Source organism: Acetobacterium wieringae, assembly GCF_026646375.1.
GTDB classification, from domain to species: Bacteria; Bacillota; Clostridia; order Eubacteriales; family Eubacteriaceae; genus Acetobacterium; species Acetobacterium wieringae_A.
Window position 1 is genome coordinate 270,979 of the sequence record NZ_JAIPPU010000001.1, and the last position, 24,230, is coordinate 295,208.

Here is a 24,230-nt window from a genome sequence, read left to right on the forward strand (position 1 = left end):
ACCTTATCCGGATGAACTGATAAAAAAACTTACTTTACCATTATAAATCAAACGGGAATAAAGTCAATAGAGTACACCTTTTTACAAATGATAACGTGAACAATTGCGATGATTTGCCAGTATTGTCCCAATGATTAAAATAAAAAACGAAAACGACGAGAAGATGGATTGTTACAGCTTCCCGTTGTTTTCGTTATGAATCAATGATAAAGATGGTTAAATATAAACTTTTTCATCAATAATCTCGGTATTGAGGACAATGCTCAGGTTGCCATTACGGCAGCGCAGTTTATCAATAAATTCTTTCTGATCGACATCGTCCTTCAGGCAGATGCAATAGATGATTTCAAATAATGCGCCAAAATCGCTGGTTTTAACCCGCTGGATTTTATAACTGACGGTATAGTGTTTAAGAATGTCATTAAAACAATCCTGAAAGTCGATATCTTCAGGGATCGTGATTTTTAACTGCATGTTCTTTACCTTGGGCTTACCATACTTGGTGATGCTAAGGATAACCATGACGGTACAGAGGATTACGGCAAAGATAGCACCGTACAGGATGTAACCCATACCACAGGCGAGCCCAACCGCCAGGGTAAAAAATACATAAGATATATCAATGGGGTCGCCAGGGGCACTACGAAAACGGATTAGACTGAAGGCGCCGGCCAGACTGAAGGCTCGGGCAACATTGTTGCCGACTAACAGAATGATAATGGCAATAATCATCGGTAGCATGATCAGGGTGACCACAAAACCTGGGGAATAACCGTCTTTGCCCCGGGTGCGGGTATAGACAAAGCTGATAAACAAGCCCATGGCCAGAGCTGCAAAAATAACACTTAGAGCAGTTTGGATGGTCAGGGTTTCTGTCAGGGTAGTAGAAAAAAGTGATTCAATCATATAAGTCTCCTTTTAGTTATTAACACAGGGTGTCAGTTGACTGTTGTCATAAATAGGCAGAGGAATCAGCTTACCGATACTCTGTTTGCGATAATCCTTATAGGCTTTTCCGTATTTAGAAAAACTGCTGCTGTAAACATCAAGCTCGGTTAAAGCGTGAGTCAGCCACAGGGGGATGGCGCCAAGGATCTTAATCTCCATCAAGTATTGATCGGCGGGGATGAGCAAATTGCCAAAATCGCCTTTTTCCAGAGAGAGACAATGCTGGCGACTTTTTAAGTTGTAGTCAAAGGTTACCCGGAGTTCGGGGTCGTCTTTGCCGACAAAGGCAATCCGTTCATAGCCGATGTAGGTTTTGGGAGTGACCGGATGATTTTTCAGGAAATACTCGATTTCCTCCAGCACCAGCTGATTCATGGTATTGATTTCGCTGGGGTACTGGAGCTTTGAAATAAAGTGGGAAGCTTCTTTGAGACTAAGGGTAGCCCGCCGTTTGTTAACGACCCCGCCGATTTTCTTTTTCAGCTCCAGAAAAACCTGATCCTCCGGGGAGTTGGGAATGGAATAACTTCTCAGTCGGAGTTTTTCTTTGTAATAGGGCTTGGAAAGGGAATGGCGGATAATATCATAGTTTTCAGTATCATAATAGATATTGTAAATGGAGTAGCTGCCATTTTTCAGCGTGAAAGCGTCGGGTTTCATATGTGCCAGCAGAATTGGCATCAGCTGCTTGAGCTTCGTTTCATTTAACTGATATTTATTTTCATAGCGTTTAAATGTTTTGGTGATCATGGTATTACCTCCGTAGCATTTATATATATTTTTCTGCGTTATCGCTGCTTTTCTAAAGTATACGCCAGCAGTTTGTTAAGCGTTTGTTAACTTTGTGTTTTTTTTGTGAACGTTCTGAAAATAAAAAAAGACACACCAAAGGTGTATCTTCAAGGTTGTCGATATACTACCGTACCGACCAATTGTTAATCTGTTGTTCGCTGCGCCATGCGAAATCCGCTTTGCTCCTTTCGCATTGGTCGCGGGCAGTCGCTAACTATAAGCAAGCTTATGATTGGCTCGTTGCCTTCGCGAAGAATCGGACAGGCGATGCCATGTCCGCTCCGATGCGTAGGATCTGACCCCTAGGTCACAACATGATGCAACAATTGTCGGTACTGGGTTAGCTTCTTGCGGGATTAAATTTTAAGCGTAAACCAGAAAACCGAGCCTTCATTGAGTTTGGAGGTGACGCCGTAATCACCATGGTGCATGTCCAGAATCGATTTGACGATTGATAGCCCCAGACCGGTGCCGGTGACTGCCCGTTTGTGGGTTTTATCGACTTTGTAATAGCGATCCCAGATGTAGGGGAGATCTTCTTCGGCAATCCCTTCGCCGGAATCCGCCACTTCTATTTTAACCCAGTTGGCCAGATTGTCAGCGGGATTGGGAAAAATGGTTTGGGTGACGGTGATTTTTTTGTCAACACCGGTATAGTTGATGGCATTAGTCAGCAGGTTATAAAAGGCCTGGGAGATGCGGGTTTCATCGGCCGAGAGATTGACCTCCTGGTCGGCGATAAATTCGATGGTATAGCCTTCCATTTCCATTAGTTTATTCATCCGGTTTATTGAGTCGCCAAGGCTAGTGGTCAAGTTGTAAGGCGCAGGATGAATGCTTAAATTCCCGGTTTGCAATTTAGAGATATCCATCACATCGTTAACCAGGGTGGTAAGGCGTTTGGTTTCATCAACGATAATCTGGGCATTTTCGGCATTATTTTCATCCGGTAAATCGCGCATTGCTTCGGCATAGCCGCTGATGAGAGTGAGCGGGGTGCGCAAATCGTGGGAGATATTGGCAATCAGCTCCTGTCGCAGCATTTCAACCTTGGAAAGCTCTTTGGCTGTATAATTAAGGGTATCTGAGAGCTCGGCGATTTCTTTATAGCCTGTGCCTTTGAAGCACGTGGAATAATCGCCGGTGGCCAGCATTTTGGCGCTGTTATTAATGGCCTCAATGGGTCGGGAAATCAGTCGGGCGATCACGAGGGCCAGGATTACTGAGAACAGAATCATGAAACCGGTAATATAATATAATTGCACCCGTAGTGTATTCACCGTCGCATTCACTGGGGAAATCATTGAGTTAAGCACCAGGGTTAATTCCTGATTGTTCGCATCAACAATGACCTTGGAATAAATAAGCGTATCCTTATCCTTTTCTCTTTCCTCAGTCGGGCGGGGAGTCTGAGCTTCGGCGTTTTCGACAGAGTCAGGATTTGAATCGGGAGCGGGTTCAGGGATCACCTCATTGATATAACCATCATGGTTATAATATTGAAATAGTTCACCATTATTATCGGTCACTTCGGAATGCAGGGCTTTTTCATCAAACTCTGGTTTGCTGTGGATAATACAGCCTTTGACAACATGAGAAGAATAGATTGTCTCTCCCGAACTTGATAACACCTTGATACAAATATCATTGTCTTCTGAAACTGTCGAAATGATGGTTTTGATATTTTCGTCATTAATGCTCTTTTCAATGGTGCTGGCGGTGGCTTTGATTTCATTGATTTTGATGCCTTTGTAAAAACTGTTCAAAAAAACAACCTGAAAAAACCACAGCAGCATCAGCAATACACCGCAAAAGCCAAGCAGGAAGAGAAAAATTTTCCATTTGACGCTGATTTGAAGAGGGCCGGTTTTTTTCTGAGATGATCTTTGGGCTGGTTTCATGGGTCTAACCTTCAAACCGATAACCTACGCCCCGGAGGGTGGTGATCAATCCGGCATAATCGCCAAGGCTTTTGCGGAGCAGTTTAATGTGGGTATCCAGCGTTCGGTCATCCCCGTAAAAATCATAACCCCACACCTCGGTAATCAGTTTTTCGCGGGTCAGGGCAATGTTTTTGTTGCGAATCATATAAAAAATCAGGTCAAATTCTTTGGGCGACATGTCAACATTTTCGTTATCAATGAGGATTCTTCGGGCAGTAAAGTCAGCAGTCAGGCCGTCCTTCACAAAGATGTCATGTTCCTGGGACTGCTCCCGGCCGGCTCGTTTCATAATGGCATCAATGCGCATCATCAATTCTTTCGGCGAAAAGGGTTTCACCACATAATCATCAATGCCCAATTCAAAACCGTGTATTTTATCGTATTCTTCGCCCCGGGCTGACAGCATCAGTACCGGAATGTTCTGGTTCTTTCGAATTTCTTTGACAGCCGAAAAACCATCCAGTTCCGGCATCATAATATCCATAATAATAATATCAAAGGTTTCTTTACGGCACAGCTCGACAGCTTCCATCCCGTTGGCGGCCTCTACGGCCGTATGGCCTTCAAAAATCGCATATTTTTTAATCAGTGCTCTGATTTTTTCTTCGTCATCGGTTATTAATATCTTATACATCCTCTTCACCTCTTTTGCTCATTATAATATAAACAGAATAATATTGCTAAGTGTTTATTACGTGAACAGGCGCTGATTACTGGCTGAAAAATTCTTTAAAGTTTTTTCTTGTGTGACATTATCACAGAAACAAATAGGAAATGACGGTAAAATATTGTCATAATAACGAGCAGTAAAATTTGCACTAATAAATTATACAAGGAAGGTATTATTATGTTAAACTTATTATCAAGAAAATCAGAATCACGGAATTCAGTCAATCGAATTTCCCCGGATGAAGCGAAGCAACAATTGGAGGCCAACAAAGACATTGTTCTTCTTGATGTGAGAGAACCCGCTGAGTATGTCAATGGGCATATTCCCGGCAGCATCAATTTGCCATTAAGTCAGGTTCAGCGGGTGGAGGAACTCGTACCAGAAAAGAATACCACTATTTTTGTTTATTGTTTAAGCGGTGGCAGATCCCAGGGGGCAGCCAGCCAAATGGTCAAAATGGGGTATCAGAACGTATATAATTTGGGTGGCATCAATGGCTGGAGATATGAAACGGTCAGTGGAAGCCACTAAATAAAAATGAGGTGTGCATGGGAGAACAAAAGATTAAGGCATTAACCAGAAAAATATTTCTTAAATTGTCACCGCCAGGAAATGGGGACATTATCGGTGATCAGGAACGGATTCTTAGCGCATTGACCCACGAATTTGGGACAGTGCGTTTTTCCCGTTGTCTGCTCAAAAAAGTATATCCGCTGTGCCGGGAAGCCAATTGGGAAATCACTGTGACTTTGGTAAATAACGGGACAACCTGGGAGCTGATACAACTGGAAGCTGGCGATCAGTGCGAACGGCATTTTGGAGTAGCCGTGGATCTGGGTAGCACCTCAGTGGCTATGAAATTGGTTGATTTAAACTCTGGTAGGGTATTGGGCGAGGAGAGTAGCTTAAACCATCAGATCCAGTATGGCGATGATATTCTCAGTCGGATCTTTTATGCCAAGAATAAACCGGAGCGTCTTTGTGCCGTTCAGCAGGCAACCGTCAACACCTTCAATGAACTGTTAGAGCAACTGGAAATAACCACCGGAATCAGGACTCAGGAATCTTGCATCATGGTTGTTTCCGGCAATACCACAATGATTCACTTTTTGTTGGGCATCGATCCCTGGCCAATTTTTGAATATCCCTTTGCGCCAGTGTTTAACCATACCGGGTATCTGGAAGCTCGGGAGCTGGGTATCAACACGGATGGTTATCTTTTTTGTATGCCCTCGGTGGCTAACTATTTAGGTGGCGATACCGTCAGCGGTTTGCTGGTGGCTGGCTTGCACGAAAAGGAAGAATTGGGCCTGTTTATTGATATTGGTACCAACGGTGAAATGGTGCTGGGAAATCAGCATTTTCTAGTGGCTGGAGCTGGGGCCGCTGGACCGGCATTGGAAGGCGGCATCAGTAAAAATGGCATGAAGGCCACCGTTGGAGCAGTGGATTCGGTTGTGATTGCCGAAAATGAGCTTGTTCTGACGACCATCGGTGGGCACAGGCCACTGGGCATTTGTGGATCGGGGATCGTTGACCTGATTGCCCAAATGCTGTTAAATGGCTGGATTGATTTTTCCGGTCGTTATAATCCCGAAAAATCCGGGCGAATTGTCAGCCGGGAAGGGGAATATGGGGTGTTATACGCCAGTCAGGATGAATCCGGCAATGGTGAAGAACTACTTTTTACCCAGCGGGATATGAGCCAGTTTATTGACACCAAGGCTGCCGCCAGCACAATGGTTGCTTATTTACTGGAGCGGCTGGGGGTGATGCCGATGGATGTGGAACGCGTGTATGTGTCAGGCGCTTTCGGAACCTATATCAATCTGGAATCGGCCATTACCATCGGCCTTTATCCGGATTTACCCCGGGAACGCTATGTGTTTTTGGGTAACAGTTCTCTGGAGGGGGCTTACACTCTGTTGATTAACGGTGAAAAAATGGACGCAGTGGCAAAGCTTCAGGAACGGATCGAATATCTGGAATTTGGTGCCGCTACTGATTTTATTTCTCGAATGTATGCCTCCCGGTTTTTGCCTCATACTGATTTTGATCTCTATCCCACGGTTAAAGCAGCCCTGAAAAAACGGGGACGTTTGCGATAATCTAAAAAAAAACAGGCCGTCCGGTAATGGAAAACATCCATTGCCAGGCGGCCTTTATTGTTGCGCAAGAATTATTTTTGATCGATCTGGGGCAAACTGTCAAAGCCTTTCTGGAGATCTTCATCGGTGGGAACATAGTCGGTCATGTTACCGGCATTATAGTTCATGTAAGCCGTCATATCAAAGTAGCCGGTTCCCGTTAAACCAAAGACGATCGTTTTCTTTTCGCCGGTTGCTTTACAGGCCAGGGCTTCATCGATGGCTGCTTTAATGGCATGGGAGGATTCCGGGGCGGGCAGAATTCCCTCAACACGGGCAAACTGGGTGGCCGCTTCAAAGACGTCATTCTGGGTATACGCTTTTGCCCGGATATAGCCGTCGTGATATAGTTTAGAAATAATCGGGCTCATACCATGGTAACGCAGCCCACCGGCATGGTTGGGCGAAGGCATGAAGCCACTACCCAGGGTATACATCCGAATCAGTGGGGTGGTTTTCCCGGTGTCACCAAAATCCAGAGCATAACGGCCCCGGGTTAATGAAGGACAGGAAGCAGGCTCAACAGCAACAAAATCAATGTCATTCTTACCTTCAATTTTGTCAGCCATAAATGGCGCAATCAGTCCCAGTAAATTGGAACCGCCACCGGCACAGCCGATGATGATATCCGGTTTAATGTCATACTTATCACAGGCAGCCTTGGTTTCTAAACCGATGATCGACTGGTGCAGACCGACATGATTTAAGACACTGCCCAACACATACTTGCAATTGTCGGTGGTGACCGCCACCTCAATGGCTTCACTGATGGCGCAGCCCAGCGATCCGTTGGTGTCCGGGGTTTCAGCCAGAATTTTTCGTCCGGCGTTGGTGGTATCAGAAGGCGAAGCAATGACCTTGGCCCCATAGGTTTCCATGACGGCCCGACGATGGGGTTTCTGTTCAGCGGAAACCTTAACCATATAGACAGATAGATCCAGATTAAAGTAGGCACAGGCCATCGAAAGTGCCGTTCCCCACTGGCCAGCTCCGGTTTCAGTTGTTAAGGAGGTGAGTCCTTGCTTTTTGGCATAATAGGCTTGAGCAGCGGCGGAGTTTAGCTTATGCGATCCGGAGGTATTGGTACCCTCATATTTATAGTAGATTTCGGCTGGGGTATCTAATTCTTTTTCCAGACAATAGGCTCGAACCAGCGGTGAGGGCCGATACATTTTGTAGAAATTACGAATTTCTTCGGGGATTTCAATGTAGGCATCAGTGGTATTGAGTTCCTGATCGACCAGTTCTTCACAGAAGACCGGTAGTAGTTCTTCTTTGGTGCAATACTCGCCAGTACCGGGATTGACAAAAGGTTCGGGCAGTTCTTTCATTTTGGCCCGAAGATTGAACCAGTATTTGGGCATCTCATCTTCACTTAAATAAATCTTATAAGGTATCTTTTCCATGGTATTTTCCTTTCTTATTGCAATTCTACTCATTACAGACAAAGAGCCTGTAAATACAAAAAACTCGTCCTCTACTAAATGTAAAGGACGAGTATAACGACTCGTGGTGCCACCTTTTTTCGCAGGATCAAACCTGCCTCTGCAGAATACCAACATATTCCTCAACACTGACGTAGTTGTCACGTCATGGAATACTCAGCTTAAGCCTTTGACCATGCCCTCAGCGGTCCATTTGAAGGATTGCGTTCTGCAAGGCTCTCAGCATACCTCGCTCTCTGTAAGGGCATTTTCCAACGTTATCTCCGCATCAACGGTTTATATTAATTTAATTAGATATATTCTAAATGAAAAATTAAGAAAAGTCAATCAGTAAATTCTAATCTTGACAATTATTCGGAAATGAAGTACAATCGATTTGTAAAGAAATTGTAACGAAACGAAATTTCGATCTGCGGATTGAAATGGATGGGGAGGTTTTATGATAGAAAAAGCGAATAAAAACCCGCATAAAAGAAAAAAGTCGATTTTAAAAATCGGAATGGCCAGCGTGATCATCACCTGTGTGGTGGGGACTGCCAGTTCCTTTGTTTTTGCCAAGGAGATCAAAGTAACCGTTGATGATAAGGAAAGAGTACTCAGCGGTGGGATGTTCCAGAATGTCGGGGAAGTACTGGAGGATAATGGTATCGAATTGGACGATCAATATACGGTCAATGTCGACACCAATTCGGTGCTGTTTACCGTTGACACTGTCGAAGTGAAAAGTAAAGCCAGTGGGGAACTGTCTTTTGATGGGAAAACCATTATTTATCAGACCGAAGCCAAAACGGTCGGTGATTTACTGGGAGAGTATAATATTGAACTGGGTGATCTGGATCGGGTGGTACCGGGACAATCAACGCCATTGGAAGATGTAAAAGAAGTTAAGGTTATCCGAGTTCAGATAGACGAACTACCAAGCCGACAGGTCATTACCTATACAACCCAGAACAAAGATAATCCGGAAATGGAAGTGGGTAAAACCAAGGTGGTTCAGGTTGGTGTTGATGGCGAATCCAGCCAGGTTGAACGGGTTCTTTACGAAAACGGTGTGGAAGTCAAACGGGAAGTGATTTACGACGAGATTGTCAAAGCACCAATTCCCGAAATTGTTGAAGTGGGAACAAAGGCAGTTGCGGCGACACCCGCTCCGGTGGTGGAAACGCCAGCAGTGGAAACACCGGTGACGCCAGTACCAGTAACACCAGCACCAGCGGTTCAGACGCCAGCGGCGACAGCTTCAACTGCTACGAATAGCATTCCTGAAGGTGCGGTAAAAATGACGATCCAGTGTACGGCTTATACAGCAACCGGAAATGCCACAGCATCAGGTGTGATGCCAACAGCCAATCACACGGTAGCAGCCTGGAGTGGTCTGCCGTTTGGAACGAAGATCTATATCCCGGCTATGGGGATTACCTATACAGTGGAAGATCGAGGTGGGGCAGTAACTGAAGGAATCGTTGATATTTATATGGATTCCTACGAAGCCTGTATTCAGTTTGGCCGTCAGAATCTGGAAGCCTATATCGTGTATTAAACTAAAAAAGGATGTGCCGTGGCACGTCCTTTTTGGTTTCATCATTTTGGGAGACTAAAAAAAGCAGAAGCCGATCACACGGTTTCTGCTTTATTTTTTTAGATGCCTGAGAACCTGGGCACGGTAGTCAAATGGATTCGCGATATCCCGGGTGTATGGAATCGAAGCGATGTTGAGTGTCACTTCAGGTTCAATACTTTCATAGTTCAAGATCAGGGTATTGAAGGCATCAGTGATTTCCTGATTGATCAGTAATTGATTTTTGACCGAGGTGTTTTCCATCAGTATGCTAAAAACACTGCCATCGAGGATATAAATCAGGTGTGTACTGTAGCAATGGGTTTTGATGATCTTTAAGGTTTTATAGAGAATCTCATCCCAAAGTTTTGAACCATTCATGGTTTTGAGTTCATCCAGATGACGAATTGTGATCATTTCCAGAGTCAGAATGGTTTCGCCCCGTGAAGCCCGTTCCATGGCATATTTCAGATCCTTGTAATAAGCTTTTTCAATGGTCAGTCCGGGACTTTCTTCCAGATTATCATAGGAAGCAATCTGTTGTTCGAGCGTTTTTTTAAAGCGGAACAATTCGCGGATTGTCCGGATTAACAAGGCGCTGCTCAATAATACCATTGGGATCACAACCAACCAACCAACCTGATATAATTCAAAAGGAATCTCCAGGTAAAAAACAGAAATAAGGGATAATACCACGTAGCTGCCAAGGAGTAGAATCATAAAAAAGATACTGGCCCCATACGGCATGGCGATGGTAAAGATCAGACAAGTGAACAAAATAAATACGACACAATAATCAATGAACGTAAACTCAGAAGCGGTGAAAATCAAAAAAGTGCCAAATACCATTAATCCCATAAAGAAAAAAACAAGCGGCGGAACCATGTCGGTTAGGCTGGGCTTTTTGAGGGGGGGATGGGTTGCTTTTTTTTCAGGTTTAATCTTTTTTTCTTTGCTCGTTTTTGTTTGCGTTGTTTCAGTTTTATTGGGAACGGGTGGTGTTTTTTTATGAGTTGGCGTTTCGGTCGCTAAAATGGGTCGCTCCTGAACGATTGGTCGGGCAATTTCCGGTTCGGGAGTTTGGGTAGGCATTTGGTTATCTAAAACAGATCCAGCGGGAGGTGATGCGTTGTCTGTTTCCGGAAATCTGGCATTGAGAATGGCATCGACAGTATTTGGCTGCGATCGCTCAGCTGTGGTTGTCTCCGTGGATGCCTTGGGGAGAGTAGCTCCCTGCTCCGATTCAAAAGCATATGGTGTGGTTCGACCCAGTATTTTTGACAGGGTGGGCAGTTCATCATCATCCTCGATTTCGCCAATGGGTGTTGAAAAGCCACCCATTTGTTTAGGGGGAGGGGATGGATTTGTGAAGTGATCACCATCAAAGGCCAGTCTGTTGGTACGTGTTTCGAAAGGACGGGAATTGAGTACGGCTTGATCGAGAGCGTCATCATCCGAAATATCCACCCCGGAAAGAAAATGTTCACCGGGTTGGTAGGGATTCTGGATGGATGCTTCAAAAACATTGGGGCTGACTTCACGGGAAATGAAACCGTCATCAGTCAGCGAAGCAAGCTTCTCATCAATTCGTATTTCGCATTCCTGGATGGTGGCATCCAGAAGCTGTTTTTTTTCGAGAATAATATCCAATTTGTTGGGTTGGATTTTGTCATTATTCATAAGTATCCATCGCTTTCGCTAATAATTTCAATGCAATATTTTTTGGTGATTGACTTTATCACCATAATCGTGGATGATAAAGGAGCTTTTAGAGGTCGGCGAATCATTATAATAAATTTGAAATAGTCCTCTACAACTACACATTATAGCAAAGATTTTGTTTACATTAAAGAGAAAATCGAAAAAAGCCAGTAAATACAAAAAAATAATTTTTATCAACAGTGATTGATCAGTTTAATTCTTAAGTTGAAAGTTGAAAACCCCTATATTATCGGGATTTTGGTAAGGGGATGAGTTGTTTCAATTTTTAGCTGTGCATATGTGGATAAGTAAAAAAAAAACAATCAACATATGCATTGAAAAACAATGGATCAAAAAATCCCGTAGTTTAGGGAGTTACAAGGAAAAGGTGGTAGAATTTCAAAAGTTATCCACAAACAGTGGATACAATTGGCGGAATTGTGGATAAATCTGTTGATTATCCGGTGAAATACTGAAATGACGACGATTAGGAGGAGTTAATTGTGGATAACTTTTTAAAAAAAGGGGAGCGAATCGAAGACTTAGGATTAAATAATTTAAAAATAATCCAAAATCCCGAATTTTTTTGTTTTGGAATGGATGCGGTTTTGTTATCATGGTTTGTTTCTTGCCAAATAAAAGGATCGCCTCATATCATCGATCTGGGATCTGGTACAGGGATTATTCCATTGCTGCTCTATGGCAAAACCAGAGCGGCCTCGATCACCGGTCTGGAAATACAAGAACCGCTGGTAGAAATGGCCAGGCGGAGTATGGCACTTAATGATTTATCAAAGCAGATCCAGATTATCCAAGGCGATATTAAAGCGCCAGGTGACGAGATCGTACCAAACACGTATGATGTGGTGGTGAGTAATCCCCCCTACATGCGGGCCGAGGATGGACTTAAGAACAATTGTGAAACAAAAACAATTTCTCGTCATGAAATTTTATGCAGCATCGAAGATATTCTTGTTTTTAGTAAACGCATGTTAAAAGATCGAGGACGTTTGTTTCTGGTTCATCGTCCCGAACGGTTAGGCGACATTATTTCACTGATGCGACTGTATAAAATCGAGGTCAAACATCTGCAATTTGTTTATCCTTCGATTAAAAAAGAAGCGAATCTGGTTTTGATTGAGGGGCGAAAAAGCGGGAAGCCGGGGTTAAAAACCGCTGCCCCGCTGATTGTTTATCAGCAAAATGGTGCATATACCCAGGAAATTTATGATATTTATGGAATGAAAAAGCCGGAATAGTCAGGCGATTTAATTTTGTTAACGTAGGAAATACGCGGGTGCTCATGACTTTTGACACACATAAAAAAGCGGGAGGAATCGATGGCATTTACATATTTTTTTAGAGATTTACATACCTTGGAGCTGATCTGCAACCATGCCATCCCAGAACTTTGGTCAATGCCGACGATCAAGATCTGGGATGCCGGTTGTGCCATGGGGCCGGAGCCTTATACCCTGGCGATGTTATTGCGGGAGCGGTTGGATCAGGGTGATTTTGAAAAGGTAAAGATTCAAGCGACCGATATTGATGGCAGCGACCTTTTTGATCAGATTATTTATCAGGCTGAATATCCCTGGGAGCAGGTGCAGCGGATCCCGGTAGAAATTTTTAACAAATATTTTATCAAGGTCAAAAATCGGGATTTTTATCGGCTCACCGCTGAGATACGGGGTGCAGTTACCTTTTTGAAGCACGATCTGCTGACGCTAAACGCTATTGGAAAAGACTTTGGACTGATTGTATGTAAAAATGTCCTGCTGCATTTTAATGAACAGGAACGCATTGATGTTCTTCAGATGTTTCATGATTCACTGATGGATGGGGGATATCTGGCCATGGAGCAAACGCAAAAGTTGCCAGCCGAACTGGCCGATCAGTTTGAAGCGGTGGTATCAAATGCTCAAATTTATCAAAAACGTTGCCAATAAAAAGGTGTCCAGAAGCAAGATCTGGACACCTTCTTTTATGAACGGCCTCGTCGGGCCTTGAGAATACGAATGTCTTCCCCCAGAAAGGGAATGGTTTTAAAATGGCCGCAGATTCGGGAGGAAAGTCGTTCGTCATAAAGTTCCTTGATTTTTAGAACCGTCAAATTACTGGAAATGATCATCTTTTTTTCGGCATTGAGGCGACTGTCGATCACTTCGTAGAGCTGTTTTTGACTATATTCTGAAGAAAACTCAGCCCCTAAATCATCAATAATCAAAAGATCACAGAGCAGCAGAGGTTCATAAATCTCAGTGGAGGTTTTCTTTTCCCGGAACAGTTGATCCTGAATGCTGGCGACCAGATGGGCGGCGGTGACGTAGACAATCCCGTAGCCTTTTTCGGTGAGTTTATTAACGATACAATTGGACATAAAGGTTTTGCCGACTCCAGGGGGACCGGTGAAAAGCAGCTGGTCTTCGATGGTTTCAAAATTTTGACAATATTTTAACATATTCTGCTTAATGCTAAGCGCGTTACTACGATGACTGGCTGATCCGGAACCAATCGGCTGTTCGGAATAATAGTCCGGGTTAAAGCTCTCAAAGGTTTCCCGTTGAGCCCGGGTTTTTAAATCATAACTGGAAAAACTGAGCTCGGCCAGACATTGATTCAGACAGGCACAGATTCCCTCAGGGAGAATTCCAGTGTCTTGACAAAGCGAACAATAATAAGAGTGGGTCAGCAGAGCGGCCTTTGCTCCGGCCAAGTCTTTTTTTTTGTCTTCAAGCGCACTCATCTGCTGGCGGATAGCCGTGGTTTTATTGACTTCTTTAGCGATGGTGGCTCGGGTCAGGGCGACCCCCAAGCGGTTGATTTCATTGTCCAGTTCAGAAAGCTCGGGAATCTGGTTATATAGGATGGCTTTTTTCTGTCGTTGTTTGAATTGGTAGGCTTGCTGCTTTTCTTGCAGCAGGGCAAAGGCTTCATTATATGTCTTCATTGTTTATCTCCAGTTCCGGCCATAAATCTTCGGCATAGTCAACTTCCATATCCAGATAAGCCTGTTTTCGGGCATCACTCATCGGTTCAAGGGACTCTTTATGAGTAACTTTTGGTTTTGGCTTGTCATTTTTTATATCATCCAAGGTTTTAAAGCCTTGTTCGTGCCAATTCTTCAGAATACCGTCAATATATTTCATATTGGGTTTGTTGGTTCGGGATAAAGCCTGGACAATGATCTCCATTGAAAAACCATAGTCATTAAACCAGGTATCCATCATCTGTCGTTCAGAAACCATCGGATTTCGTTGGATACCCAGATATTTAAATATCTGATAATAGGCCGTTCGTTGATGTGCTGAGTTTTTGATATAGGCTTCGGCTTCGATATGATCACGAACCTCAGCAGCATAAAAACTTCGTGCTACGGTTTCCAGATAGGAGACGACTTGAGTCGGGGTAAAGGTGCGATCTTTTTTATTGATCATGTTAATGGAATATTCGACAATCAGAATCACCGCTTCTGGAGTAAAATTGTATTCATCCAGCCAGCGTTTAAACAGCAGCGTTTCTTTTTTGGTGATCGTCCGGCTTTCATACATATCCTGGATGGTGGTATACATCCGTTGAATCCGGTCTTCTAAGCTATTGGAAGACTGGCTGTTTTTAGGTACAGTCGTCTCGGGAATCGCCTCATTTTTATAAAGAATGGTACCTGTGATATTATAAAAACGAACCAGGGCATCCCGGGTTCCGGTGTATTCAATGGCAATGATTTTTTCAGCTGCCCAGTAGTCCCAGGCTTTTTTAACATCGGTTTCCAAAAGATTTAGATCTTTGGCAATATCTTCGTTGCTGATGGGGGTCAGGCCCTGATTAAAGCATCGCTTTAAGCCGTAAAGATAGACCTTCACGTAGTCTCCTCGGGCTGTTGGCATATAATGATTAATAAAAATATTTTCGATGGGGGTCACACCCAAGTCATCATGGCTGGAAACTAATTCAAAACGATTCATTTTCTACCTCAAGTTGTGGATTAATATACTTTCTCATGACTAAAAATCTTTAGTTTTGATAAATAGTATGTTAAGCTATTATATCACATTGATAATAATTTGTGAGGAATTCCTGTTTTCATTAAGCAGGGAAAAGAATTCTTAAAGAGTATAAGAAAAACGGCTCTGTTGATAAAAAAACGGCATAAAATCGAGAGTTTTCTTGATAAAACTGAAACTTATGATATAATAACCAATTGGATATTGCATATACATTTGCACTGAAAGGAATAAATATGGATGCTTTTATTATAGAAGGAGGTAACCCCCTACAAGGTGAGGTTGCGATCTCCGGGGCAAAAAATGCTGTGCTGGGGATTATTCCGGCAGCAGTACTGTGTGCCTGCTCAAGTAAAATAGATAATGTTCCCGATATTAAAGATGTTAACAAGATGATTGTTATTTTGGAAAAACTGGGAGCTGAAATATATAGAGAAAAAGATACCCTAATCATTAATACTGAAAAATCGATCTCCTATGATGTGTCAGACTATGAAGAAGAAACCGGCCAGATGCGAGCTTCTTATTATCTGCTGGGAGCGCTGCTGGGACGATATCGTAAAGCGATTGTGCCATTGCCCGGCGGTTGCAACATCGGGGATCGCCCCATTGACCAGCATATCAAAGGCTTTCAGGCTTTAGGCGCAACCGTGGTGATAGAACATGGCCAGGTAAAAATGGAAGCGCCGGAACTCAAAGGAGCGCATATTTTTCTTGATGTCGTCAGTGTTGGCGCTACCATCAATATTATGTTGGCGGCAGTTCGTGCTGATGGCAAGACAATTATAGAAAATGCTGCCAAAGAACCCCACATCGTTGATGTGGCTAACTTTTTGAATTTGATGGGAGCAAACATCAAGGGGGCGGGAACAGATGTCATTAAGATTGTCGGCGTTGAAGAAATGCACGGCTGCGAGTATTCGGTGATCCCGGATCAGATTACTACTGGTACCTACATGATGGCCGCAGCAGCCACCGAAGGGGATATCTTAATTAAAAATGTCATTCCCAAGCATATGGAGGCGATTACGGCTAAGCTCAGCGAAATGGGGGTCGTCGTTCTGGAAGAGGATGACGGAATTCGGGTTATCGGAAAACATCCATTAAAGGCAGTTAACGTTAAGACCATGCCTTATCCGGGTTTTCCCACCGATCTACAACAACCGATGGCGGTATTAATGACCATTGCCCAGGGAACCAGCACGATCACAGAGAGTATTTTTGAAAGCCGGTTTAAATATGTAGATGAATTACGACGGATGGGTGCCAATATTTCCATCAATAGTCGAACCGCCAGTATTACCGGGGTCAAGTCCTTATCAGCTACCAAAATCCGAACCACGGATCTGCGAGCCGGGGCGGCCATGGTAATTGCAGGGTTAATTGCTGATGGTGAAACAAAGATCACTGAAATTGTTCATATTGACCGGGGTTATGAAAACCTTCAGGAAAATCTGCGAAATCTCGGGGCAGTAATTCGTCGAGTTTCCGAGAAAGATCCTGCATGTCTTTAGCGGGTATTAGCGGCAGATAGGATGACTATCTTAAATCCCGTAAAGTTAGGTTAAGTCAGGTTTAAGCATCATTCGCTAGGATAATCCTAACAATTCAGCTGGTCCTTGGCGCATTTAAATGGAATAATTTTACAAGATATTAAAATGAACAAGGGAGCAAGGATTGAAATTTTGCAGTTTATATAGTGGAAGTTCAGGAAATAGTTTATTTGTCTCAAACAACAGCACAAAAATACTCATCGATGCTGGCCTCAGCGGAAAACGAATCCAGAGTGCCATGGATGCCATTGAAGAAGACCCCCGGGAAATTGGTGGTATCATGGTGACCCATGAACATAGTGATCATATTCATGGGGTTGGGGTGTTGTCACGGCGTTTTGACCTGCCGATTTATGCCAATGAAAAAACTTGGGCAGCAATGAAAAAGGACTTGGGAAAAATTGCCGAGCATAATGTAAAGATCTTTGATTTTGAAGAGCCTTTTATTGTTCAGGATCTCCAAATTGAAGCGTTTAAAACATCTCATGATGCAGCGGATTCAGCCGGTTTTGTCGTATCTGACGGCAAAAGCCGGTTGGGAATCGCCACCGACTCGGGGATTATTACGCCAGAAATGCGCAGCGCGTTATGCGGCTGTGATCTGGTCGTGCTGGAGTCGAATCATGATGTTTCAATGCTGGAAGCCGGATCGTATCCATTTTACCTTAAACAGCGGATAAAAAGTGATTTTGGCCATCTGTCCAATGAAACTGCCGGAGATCTGGCGTTGGCACTGGTACAGGAAGGTACCCGGCAACTGGTGCTGGCCCACCTTAGTCAGGAAAATAACTATCCATTGTTGGCCTATGAAACCACAGCCCGGATTCTTACTGGTTCCGGTGTGGTATTGGATGGAGATGTGAAGCTTTCAGTGGCAAAGCGAAGCTGTGTGAGTGAGGCAATTAATCTATAACGAACTTCAACTAAGATTGAGGTGAAACGATGAACGACGATCTGAAAAAAGAAAAAAAACCGAACTCCCTGATCATCGGCATGATCGGAGCCATTATTGGTGGCGTAATTGTTGGGGTGCTGCTTCTAGGTGTCAACTTTTTTTTCGACAATAATAGTGTGATCCAAGGCGCCAAGAACGAGATTATAGTCAACCAGGGTTCGGCGGACACGGTAGTCGAAGCTATCGCCCAAACCGTGCCACCATCAGTGGTGGGGATTGAAACAACCGGAGTGTCTATGACTGTTTATGGACCGCAGGAGGCGAGTGGTGTTGGTTCTGGATTCATCCTAACCAGTGATGGGTATATTGCTACCAACCAGCATGTGGCCTCTGATGATGTATCTGCGTTAAAGGTTTCGCTGGCAGATGGGAATACCTATGATGCCAAACTGGTCTGGTCGGATGCGACGCTGGATATGGCCATTATCAAAATTGATGCCAAGGATTTGCCGGTGTTGGAATTGGGAGATTCGGATAATGTGGTTGTTGGAGAACTGGCAGTAGCGGTTGGAAATCCGATGGGACTAAATTTTGAGCGAACCGTCACGGCGGGAATCATATCTGCACTGAATCGGAGCATTCCATTGGAAAATGGGCTGGCAGAAGATCTGATCCAAACCGATGCGTCAATTAATTCAGGAAATAGTGGGGGCCCGTTAGTTAACAAAAACGGTGAGGTAATTGGGATTAATACCTATAAACTAACCACTGGGGAAGGAATGGGCTTTGCTATTCCAATCAATATTTTAAAACCGATTCTCAATGAAATTGTTTCAACTGGCAAATTTGATTCCACTGTGATGGGTATTACCGCCTATGATCGGGCTATTGCTGATTACTATCTGACTGACAGTGATGTCAATTTTAACGAGGGGATCTATATTGCTTCGGTACAACAAGGTGGTGGGGCTGCCAATGCAGGCTTGGCTGCGGGGGACATCATTAAAGAGATTAATGGCGTCAAAACCAATACCATGCTGAAAATGAAAGAAATTCTCTATGCAGTTAATGCTGGGGAAAAGGTCAGTGTGACCTTTGAACGGAATGGGCAAAGTCAGACAAAAGATGTGGTTGTGACGGCGGGGCAGTAAAGTGAAAACCGTTTGTATTGAAAATTTATGAAAATCACATTGACAGTGGATTTTTATGGTGTTATAATCAAAAACATCTTAAGGGTAAGCTTAATAGAAGTCAAAGAAGACCGAGCTATTAAATTGATACCTGGGATTTAAGGCGCTTATCAAAGGTGATAACAGAAGTTTCTGTTATCACCTTTTTTTCTTGCTTAAGTAGTTGAATTAATTTATCAAGGACGATAACAGTCATGAATGTTATCGTCTTTTATTTGAAGAGATTGTCTCTGACTATCATTTGAATGCGCATACGAGAGTGGATTGCCAGTGTAATAAGAACATTAGGCGAATACTTAAATGACTGAAATTATAAATTGCATAAGAAGATGGCTTTATAGAAAAGATTGTCATAATAAAATGATCGAATCAAAATTATTTAAGAAAAGAGGAAGTTAATATGATTAATTCTGGTGATGTCGCATTTGTTCTGATTGGTTCAATGCTGGTATTCTTTATGACGCCCGGTCTGGGATTATTTTATGGTGGGATGGTTCGTCGAAAAAACGTCATTAATACGTTAATGTCGGTATTGTTTTGTTGCGGACTGGCGACTGTTATGTGGTTTGCCATCGGCTATTCAATCTCATTTGGAGAAGATGTTGGTGGACTGGGTGTTATCGGAAATCTGAGTAATGCTTTTTTTAGCGGGGTCAGTGCCACCGAAGCCGGACCTTATGCGGCCAATATACCAGGTGCTTTGTTTGCTATTTTTCAGCTGATGTTTTGTATTATTACACCAGCTATTCTGGTAGGAGCCTTAGAAGGCCGGATGAAATTTTCTGCAATGTTTGTATTTATTGCGATATGGTTATTATTGGTCTATTACCCATTGGCCCATATGGTTTGGGGCTTAGGCGGTTTTATCGCTGGATTGGGAGCTGTCGATTTTGCTGGCGGAAATGTTATCCACATCAGTTCCGGAGTATCGGGTTTGATTGCCTGTATCATTCTTGGCAAACGAAAAGGCTATGGTATTCTAGCGTACCATCCGCATAATATTCCAATGGTTTTCACCGGTGGTGCGATTCTTTGGGTCGGTTGGTTCGCTTTCAATGGGGCATCAGCGCTGGCGGCGAATGGACTGGCGGTTCAGGCGATGGGCAATACAATGATCGCATCAGCTGCTGCTATGCTAAGCTGGATGGTGATGGAATCGATTCTTTATAAAAAAGTGACGGTTCTGGGGGCGGTGACAGGTGCAGTAATCGGATTGGTGGCAATTACCCCAGGTTCCGGATATGTACCATTTAGTGCGGCCTTAGTGATTGGTGCCTTGGTTAGTCCAATTTGCTTATTCTTTATGACAAAGATCAAACAGAAGTTTGGCTACGATGATTCGCTGGATGCCTTTGGTTGCCATGGAATCGGTGGAATCTGGGGTGGTATAGCGACTGGTCTGTTTGCTCAGTCAGCCATCAATCCGGTTGCGCAGTGGGACGGATTGTTTTTCGGTGCCACCCAATTATTTGTGGCACAATTGATGGCTGTAGGTATTTCTGTCATCTACTCAGCCGTGATGACTGCAGTCATAATGCTCGTTCTTAAAAAAGTCATGAACATCCGTGTTTCGCCGGAGGCTGAAGCATTGGGTTTGGATATCAGCGAACACAGCGAACAAGGTTACCCGGCTTTCTCAGGAATAGATCAATAATAGGATAGTGAAATACGATTGGGGAGCTACAAGAGTATGACTTCTCAGTCAGAAAAGAAAGGAAAACGTATGAAACTGATTGAAGCAATTATCCGTCCGGAAAAGTTGGAACCGTTAAAGGATGCCTTTTTAGAAGCAAAAATTAATGGAATGAATATCCGGCAGATTCTCGGATGCGGGAATCAATACGGCTGGGTGGCCCATAATCGGGGAACCTCAGTGATGATGAATATGATTCCTAAAATCGAAATAAAGATTGTGGTAGCCGATGATAAGGTTGAAGAAATTGTAAAATTAATTATGGATATTGTCCGAACGGGTGAAATTGGTGATGGTAAAATTTTTATCAAACCAGTGGAAGAGTGCATTCGGATCAGAACTGGCGAGCGCGGCGACATTGCACTTTAAAGTTAAGGAAGCGAACTAAGGCGATTATATTTAAATATAGTCGTCTTTTTTTTATTTTAAATAACTGACAGGTTAGTGATTCTTAAAATTCTAGGATTGACTCACGGGTTGAGTAATGCTATAATTCGATTTGCTGAGCCGGAAAAGGGTCAGCTAAAATTAAATAGTAGCATCAACCTTAAATAATAGCGAAAAGGTTCAGTCGATTGTCAATGAGGAGAATCGACCCAGTAATGAACCGGATCTGAATTGCGATGATCAAAGACGATAACAGTTTTTTTGTTGTTGTCTTTTTTTGCGTTGAGCGCCTGAATTACTGATTCATCAGATAATTCAATCAACTTATCAAAGGCGATAAGCATAGCGGCCGGCCATAAACGCGGGTTTTAAAGTGGGTTGATCAGATAATCACTGAACCCTAATCAGTGATAGGCATAAATAACAAAAAAAGTGAATTACGGAGGAAATTATGATTAATTCAGGAGATGTAACATTTATTCTGATTTGTACCATGCTGGTGTTTTTTATGACCCCAGGGCTGGCATTATTCTATGCAGGGATGGTGCGACGGAAAAATGTTCTTAATACGATCATGTCGGTGGTGTTTTGCTGCGGACTGGCAACAGTGATGTGGTATACGGTGGGATATTCCCTATCCTTTGGTTCTGATCTTGGCGGTCTTGGCGTGATCGGTGATTTAAGCAATGCGTTTTTTAGGGGCATCAGTGCATCGGCACCAGGACCCTATGCGGACAGTATACCGGGCCAGCTCTTTGCAATTTTTCAACTGGTATTCTGTATGGTTACTCCAGCGATTGTGGTTGGCTCGTTGTCAGGAAGAATGCGGTTTTCGGCATTGTTTATTTTTGTAACGTTTTGGATGTTGCTGGTTTATTATCCAATGGCTCATATGGTTTGGGGTCAGGGCGGTTTGATTGCCGGCCTCGGTGCGGTTGATTTTGCCGGAGGCTTTGTTATCGAAATCAGTTCAGGGATTTCCGGTTTGGTGGCCTGTATTATTCTGGGTTCCCGTAAAGGTTATGGTATTAAATCCTATCATCCTCATAATATTCCGCTGTTTGTCATCGGAGGTGCGATTCTTTGGGTCGGTTGGTTTGCCTTTAATGGTGGTTCAGCTCTGGCGGCCAATGCATTGGCGGTACACGCAGTAGTGACCACCCTGTTGGCATCGGCAGCAGCGATGCTAACCTGGATGCTGGTTGAAATGGTAGCATATAAAAAAGTGACGGTTATGGGTGCCATAACCGGCTCGATCGTCGGCTTGGTTTCCATCACTCCCGGAGCTGGCTTTGTACCTACCGAAGCGGCCTTGTTTATTGGTGCTGTTGTGAGCCCAATCTGCTTTTTCTTTTTAACAAAGGTTAAGGTTAAATTCGGCTATGATGACACCCTGGATGCTTTTGGCTGTCATGGCATCAGTGGGATCTGGGGAGTTATTGCCACCGGGCTGTTTGCTCAAACGGCCATCAATCCGGTTGCTCAATGGAATGGGTTGTTCTTTGGTGACACCCAGTTATTTGTGGCTCAGCTGATTGCGCTGCTGATTGCGGTGCTTTATTCGGGAACAATGACCGCAGTAATTATGTTAGTCCTCAAAAAGGTCATGGCGATCCGGGTTGCTCCGGAAGCCGAAGCCCTGGGCTTGGATATCAGTGAACATAGTGAGGAAGGTTATCCCGCTTTTTCTGGAATTGACCAATAGTAGCTTATCGACTAAAATAGCAGAAGACGGTAATTCTAATACGAAAGGATAAAGAAATGAAACAGATCGAAGCGATTATTCGTCCGGAAAAGTTGGAACCCCTTAAAGATGCTTTTATGGCAGCAAAGGTCAATGGTATGAATATCCGGCAAGTGCTGGGATGTGGTAATCAGTATGGGTGGGTAGCGCATAACCGTGGCACCTCGGTAATGATGAACATGATTCCCAAAATTGAAATAAAAATTGTGGTAGCTGACGATAAGGTAGAAGAAATTATTCAGTTGATTATGAGTGTGGTGCGAACCGGTGAAATTGGTGATGGAAAAATCTTCATTAAGCCGGTGGAGGAATGTATTCGGATTAGAACTGGAGAACGCGGTGATATAGCATTGTAAAAATGCTGTCTAGAATTTTAAGAAGAGCCCCCGATATTTACGAATGCAAATATCGGGGGCTCTTTTAAACGTGCTCTTTTACAAAAACAAATGAAAGGATTGACATTTTCATTGATAATATTATAATAAAGGAATAGTTACAGAATTTCAGAAATGAATATAAAAAAAAGTACAGATAGCGAGGTGAGGGAATGAAGAAAGTAGTTGATGATGAACGTCTAATGGTGAAAATCTGTGAGATGTACTATAACCAGGATATCAATCAAAAGTTGATTGCCAAGGAATTGGGTCTTTCTCGTCCAACGGTGTCCCGGATTCTTCAGAATGCCAAGGAGCGAGGGATTGTCAAAATTATTATCGATCCGATTTTTGGCAACAATTATGTCGATCTGGAAAAAAAGTTGGAGAGTCGTTATGGTTTAAAAGAAGTTTTCATCGTGGATGTAAAACAGGATAGCCGGGATCAGAAGGATGAGTTGGCAAAAGCGACTGCCAACTATCTCGAGCGGTTAATTAAAGATGATACGATTATCGGGGTTTCGATGGGTTCTTCCATTGGTCAGATCTATCGTTTTATATCAAAGGGAACCTCAAAGCGGGTGACGTTTATCCCCCTCATCGGTGGGATCGGACATCTGGGCATGGAGCTCCACTCCAATACCATTGTGGAGGCCTTGGCCAAGGCTTTTGGCGGCGTTTCTTACTTGCTCCACGCCCCGGCCCGAGTGTCTGGAGTCAAGATCAAAGAAGAATTAATGAAGGAGCCGGATATTAAGCGGATCATTAAAATGGGTGATGGCCTTGACGTAGCGGTGGTTGGGATCGGCGTTCCCAATCGCGGATCGGCGATTATGTCGACCGGTTATTACGATGAAAAAGACATGGAAACCATGCGCCAAAAAAATGTGGTGGGTGATGTCTGTATGCAGTTTTTTGATATCAATGGCAGCACTGAAGCGTTTGAGTCTGATAATTGTGTGATTGGGGTTGACATCAAGAAACTTCGGCGGGTTCCTCATTCTATTGGTGTGGCCAGTGGTTCTGAAAAAGCCCGGGCGATTCAGGGTGCCATCAAAGGTGGTTTCATTAATGTCCTGGTTACTGATGTGGAATGCGGAAAAAAATTGCTGGAATTCGATGACGCTTTTGAACAAGTGGATAAAATTGGATTTGGGACTCCAGAAATCGAGAGGGCCGACTGAAA

21 protein-coding genes are annotated in these 24,230 nt (G+C 43.6%); 13 read left to right on the plus strand and 8 right to left on the minus strand.

Annotated elements, in window-relative coordinates; genetic code table 11:
* Nucleotides 1–216: 216 nt before the first annotated feature.
* The 4 genes from Q7P33_RS01200 to Q7P33_RS01215 all read right to left on the minus strand — a co-directional run bounded on the left by Q7P33_RS01200 (nucleotide 217) and on the right by Q7P33_RS01215 (nucleotide 4,317).
* Nucleotides 217–906, minus strand: a complete 690-nt coding sequence (locus Q7P33_RS01200) for a DUF4956 domain-containing protein (protein ID WP_303866561.1) — start codon at nucleotides 904–906, stop codon at nucleotides 217–219.
* 12 nt (nucleotides 907–918) lie between these two features.
* Nucleotides 919–1,698 (minus strand): polyphosphate polymerase domain-containing protein, encoded by a 780-nt coding sequence (locus Q7P33_RS01205; protein ID WP_303866564.1) that lies wholly within the window; start codon nucleotides 1,696–1,698, stop codon nucleotides 919–921.
* A 398-nt stretch (nucleotides 1,699–2,096) separates the two neighbouring features.
* The gene (locus tag Q7P33_RS01210) at nucleotides 2,097–3,641 is read right to left on the minus strand and encodes a HAMP domain-containing sensor histidine kinase (RefSeq protein WP_303866568.1); all 1,545 of its coding nucleotides are present in this window, start codon (nucleotides 3,639–3,641) and stop codon (nucleotides 2,097–2,099) included.
* Between the two features lie 4 nt (nucleotides 3,642–3,645).
* Nucleotides 3,646–4,317 carry a response regulator transcription factor gene (locus Q7P33_RS01215; protein ID WP_303866569.1) on the minus strand — a complete coding sequence of 224 codons (672 nt, stop codon included), beginning with the start codon at nucleotides 4,315–4,317 and terminating at the stop codon, nucleotides 3,646–3,648.
* A gap of 213 nt (nucleotides 4,318–4,530) precedes the next feature.
* Between Q7P33_RS01215 and Q7P33_RS01220 the strand changes: the two genes are divergently transcribed.
* Both Q7P33_RS01220 and Q7P33_RS01225 read left to right on the plus strand, forming a co-directional pair.
* Nucleotides 4,531–4,884 (plus strand): rhodanese-like domain-containing protein, encoded by a 354-nt coding sequence (locus Q7P33_RS01220; RefSeq protein ID WP_303866570.1) that lies wholly within the window; start codon nucleotides 4,531–4,533, stop codon nucleotides 4,882–4,884.
* 17 nt (nucleotides 4,885–4,901) lie between these two features.
* A complete protein-coding gene (locus Q7P33_RS01225) occupies nucleotides 4,902–6,461 on the plus strand; it encodes an ASKHA domain-containing protein (RefSeq protein ID WP_303866571.1) in 1,560 nt (519 codons plus the stop codon).
* Nucleotides 6,462–6,532: 71 nt separating this feature from the next.
* On the opposite strand, the gene Q7P33_RS01230 is transcribed toward Q7P33_RS01225, so the two are convergent.
* Complete coding sequence (locus Q7P33_RS01230) at nucleotides 6,533–7,906, minus strand: TrpB-like pyridoxal phosphate-dependent enzyme (protein ID WP_303866823.1); 1,374 nt, start codon at nucleotides 7,904–7,906, stop codon at nucleotides 6,533–6,535.
* Between the two features lie 478 nt (nucleotides 7,907–8,384).
* On the opposite strand from Q7P33_RS01230, the gene Q7P33_RS01235 reads away from it, so the two are divergent.
* Nucleotides 8,385–9,485, plus strand: coding sequence for a 3D domain-containing protein (locus tag Q7P33_RS01235; RefSeq protein ID WP_303866572.1), 1,101 nt, complete (start codon nucleotides 8,385–8,387; stop codon nucleotides 9,483–9,485).
* A 90-nt stretch (nucleotides 9,486–9,575) separates the two neighbouring features.
* Here the strand turns inward: Q7P33_RS01235 and Q7P33_RS01240 are convergent, their stop codons facing one another.
* Nucleotides 9,576–11,183 (minus strand): hypothetical protein, encoded by a 1,608-nt coding sequence (locus Q7P33_RS01240; RefSeq protein WP_303866573.1) that lies wholly within the window; start codon nucleotides 11,181–11,183, stop codon nucleotides 9,576–9,578.
* Nucleotides 11,184–11,707: 524 nt separating this feature from the next.
* On the opposite strand from Q7P33_RS01240, the gene Q7P33_RS01245 reads away from it, so the two are divergent.
* Nucleotides 11,708–12,463 (plus strand): tRNA1(Val) (adenine(37)-N6)-methyltransferase, encoded by a 756-nt coding sequence (locus tag Q7P33_RS01245; protein ID WP_303866576.1) that lies wholly within the window; start codon nucleotides 11,708–11,710, stop codon nucleotides 12,461–12,463.
* Nucleotides 12,464–12,544: 81 nt separating this feature from the next.
* Nucleotides 12,545–13,153 (plus strand): protein-glutamate O-methyltransferase CheR, encoded by a 609-nt coding sequence (locus Q7P33_RS01250; RefSeq protein ID WP_303866579.1) that lies wholly within the window; start codon nucleotides 12,545–12,547, stop codon nucleotides 13,151–13,153.
* A gap of 35 nt (nucleotides 13,154–13,188) precedes the next feature.
* On the opposite strand, the gene Q7P33_RS01255 is transcribed toward Q7P33_RS01250, so the two are convergent.
* Together Q7P33_RS01255 and Q7P33_RS01260 are read right to left on the minus strand one after the other, a co-directional pair.
* On the minus strand, nucleotides 13,189–14,154 hold the full coding sequence (locus tag Q7P33_RS01255) for an ATP-binding protein (RefSeq protein WP_303866582.1): 966 nt from the start codon (nucleotides 14,152–14,154) through the stop codon (nucleotides 13,189–13,191).
* The gene (locus Q7P33_RS01260; protein ID WP_303866584.1) at nucleotides 14,141–15,169 is read right to left on the minus strand and encodes a DnaD domain protein; all 1,029 of its coding nucleotides are present in this window, start codon (nucleotides 15,167–15,169) and stop codon (nucleotides 14,141–14,143) included. The genes Q7P33_RS01255 and Q7P33_RS01260 overlap by 14 nt, the downstream gene beginning before the upstream one ends.
* Before the next feature lie 275 nt (nucleotides 15,170–15,444).
* Here Q7P33_RS01260 and Q7P33_RS01265 point away from each other — a divergent pair, with 275 nt between their 5' ends.
* The 8 genes from Q7P33_RS01265 to Q7P33_RS01300 all read left to right on the plus strand — a co-directional run bounded on the left by Q7P33_RS01265 (nucleotide 15,445) and on the right by Q7P33_RS01300 (nucleotide 24,228).
* Nucleotides 15,445–16,722 carry a UDP-N-acetylglucosamine 1-carboxyvinyltransferase gene (locus Q7P33_RS01265; protein WP_303866826.1) on the plus strand — a complete coding sequence of 426 codons (1,278 nt, stop codon included), beginning with the start codon at nucleotides 15,445–15,447 and terminating at the stop codon, nucleotides 16,720–16,722.
* 163 nt (nucleotides 16,723–16,885) lie between these two features.
* A complete protein-coding gene (locus Q7P33_RS01270; protein ID WP_303866586.1) occupies nucleotides 16,886–17,674 on the plus strand; it encodes an MBL fold metallo-hydrolase in 789 nt (262 codons plus the stop codon).
* 29 nt (nucleotides 17,675–17,703) lie between these two features.
* Nucleotides 17,704–18,807, plus strand: coding sequence for a S1C family serine protease (locus Q7P33_RS01275; protein WP_303866590.1), 1,104 nt, complete (start codon nucleotides 17,704–17,706; stop codon nucleotides 18,805–18,807).
* Between the two features lie 439 nt (nucleotides 18,808–19,246).
* A complete protein-coding gene (locus Q7P33_RS01280) occupies nucleotides 19,247–20,500 on the plus strand; it encodes an ammonium transporter (protein WP_303866592.1) in 1,254 nt (417 codons plus the stop codon).
* A 69-nt stretch (nucleotides 20,501–20,569) separates the two neighbouring features.
* Nucleotides 20,570–20,908 (plus strand): P-II family nitrogen regulator, encoded by a 339-nt coding sequence (locus tag Q7P33_RS01285; protein WP_303866595.1) that lies wholly within the window; start codon nucleotides 20,570–20,572, stop codon nucleotides 20,906–20,908.
* Between the two features lie 469 nt (nucleotides 20,909–21,377).
* Nucleotides 21,378–22,631, plus strand: a complete 1,254-nt coding sequence (locus Q7P33_RS01290; protein WP_303866598.1) for an ammonium transporter — start codon at nucleotides 21,378–21,380, stop codon at nucleotides 22,629–22,631.
* A gap of 56 nt (nucleotides 22,632–22,687) precedes the next feature.
* Entirely contained in the window at nucleotides 22,688–23,026 is a 339-nt protein-coding gene (locus Q7P33_RS01295) for a P-II family nitrogen regulator (protein WP_303866601.1), read from the plus strand.
* A gap of 191 nt (nucleotides 23,027–23,217) precedes the next feature.
* Nucleotides 23,218–24,228 (plus strand): sugar-binding transcriptional regulator, encoded by a 1,011-nt coding sequence (locus tag Q7P33_RS01300; RefSeq protein ID WP_303866604.1) that lies wholly within the window; start codon nucleotides 23,218–23,220, stop codon nucleotides 24,226–24,228.
* The last annotated feature ends 2 nt before the right edge of the window (nucleotides 24,229–24,230 follow it).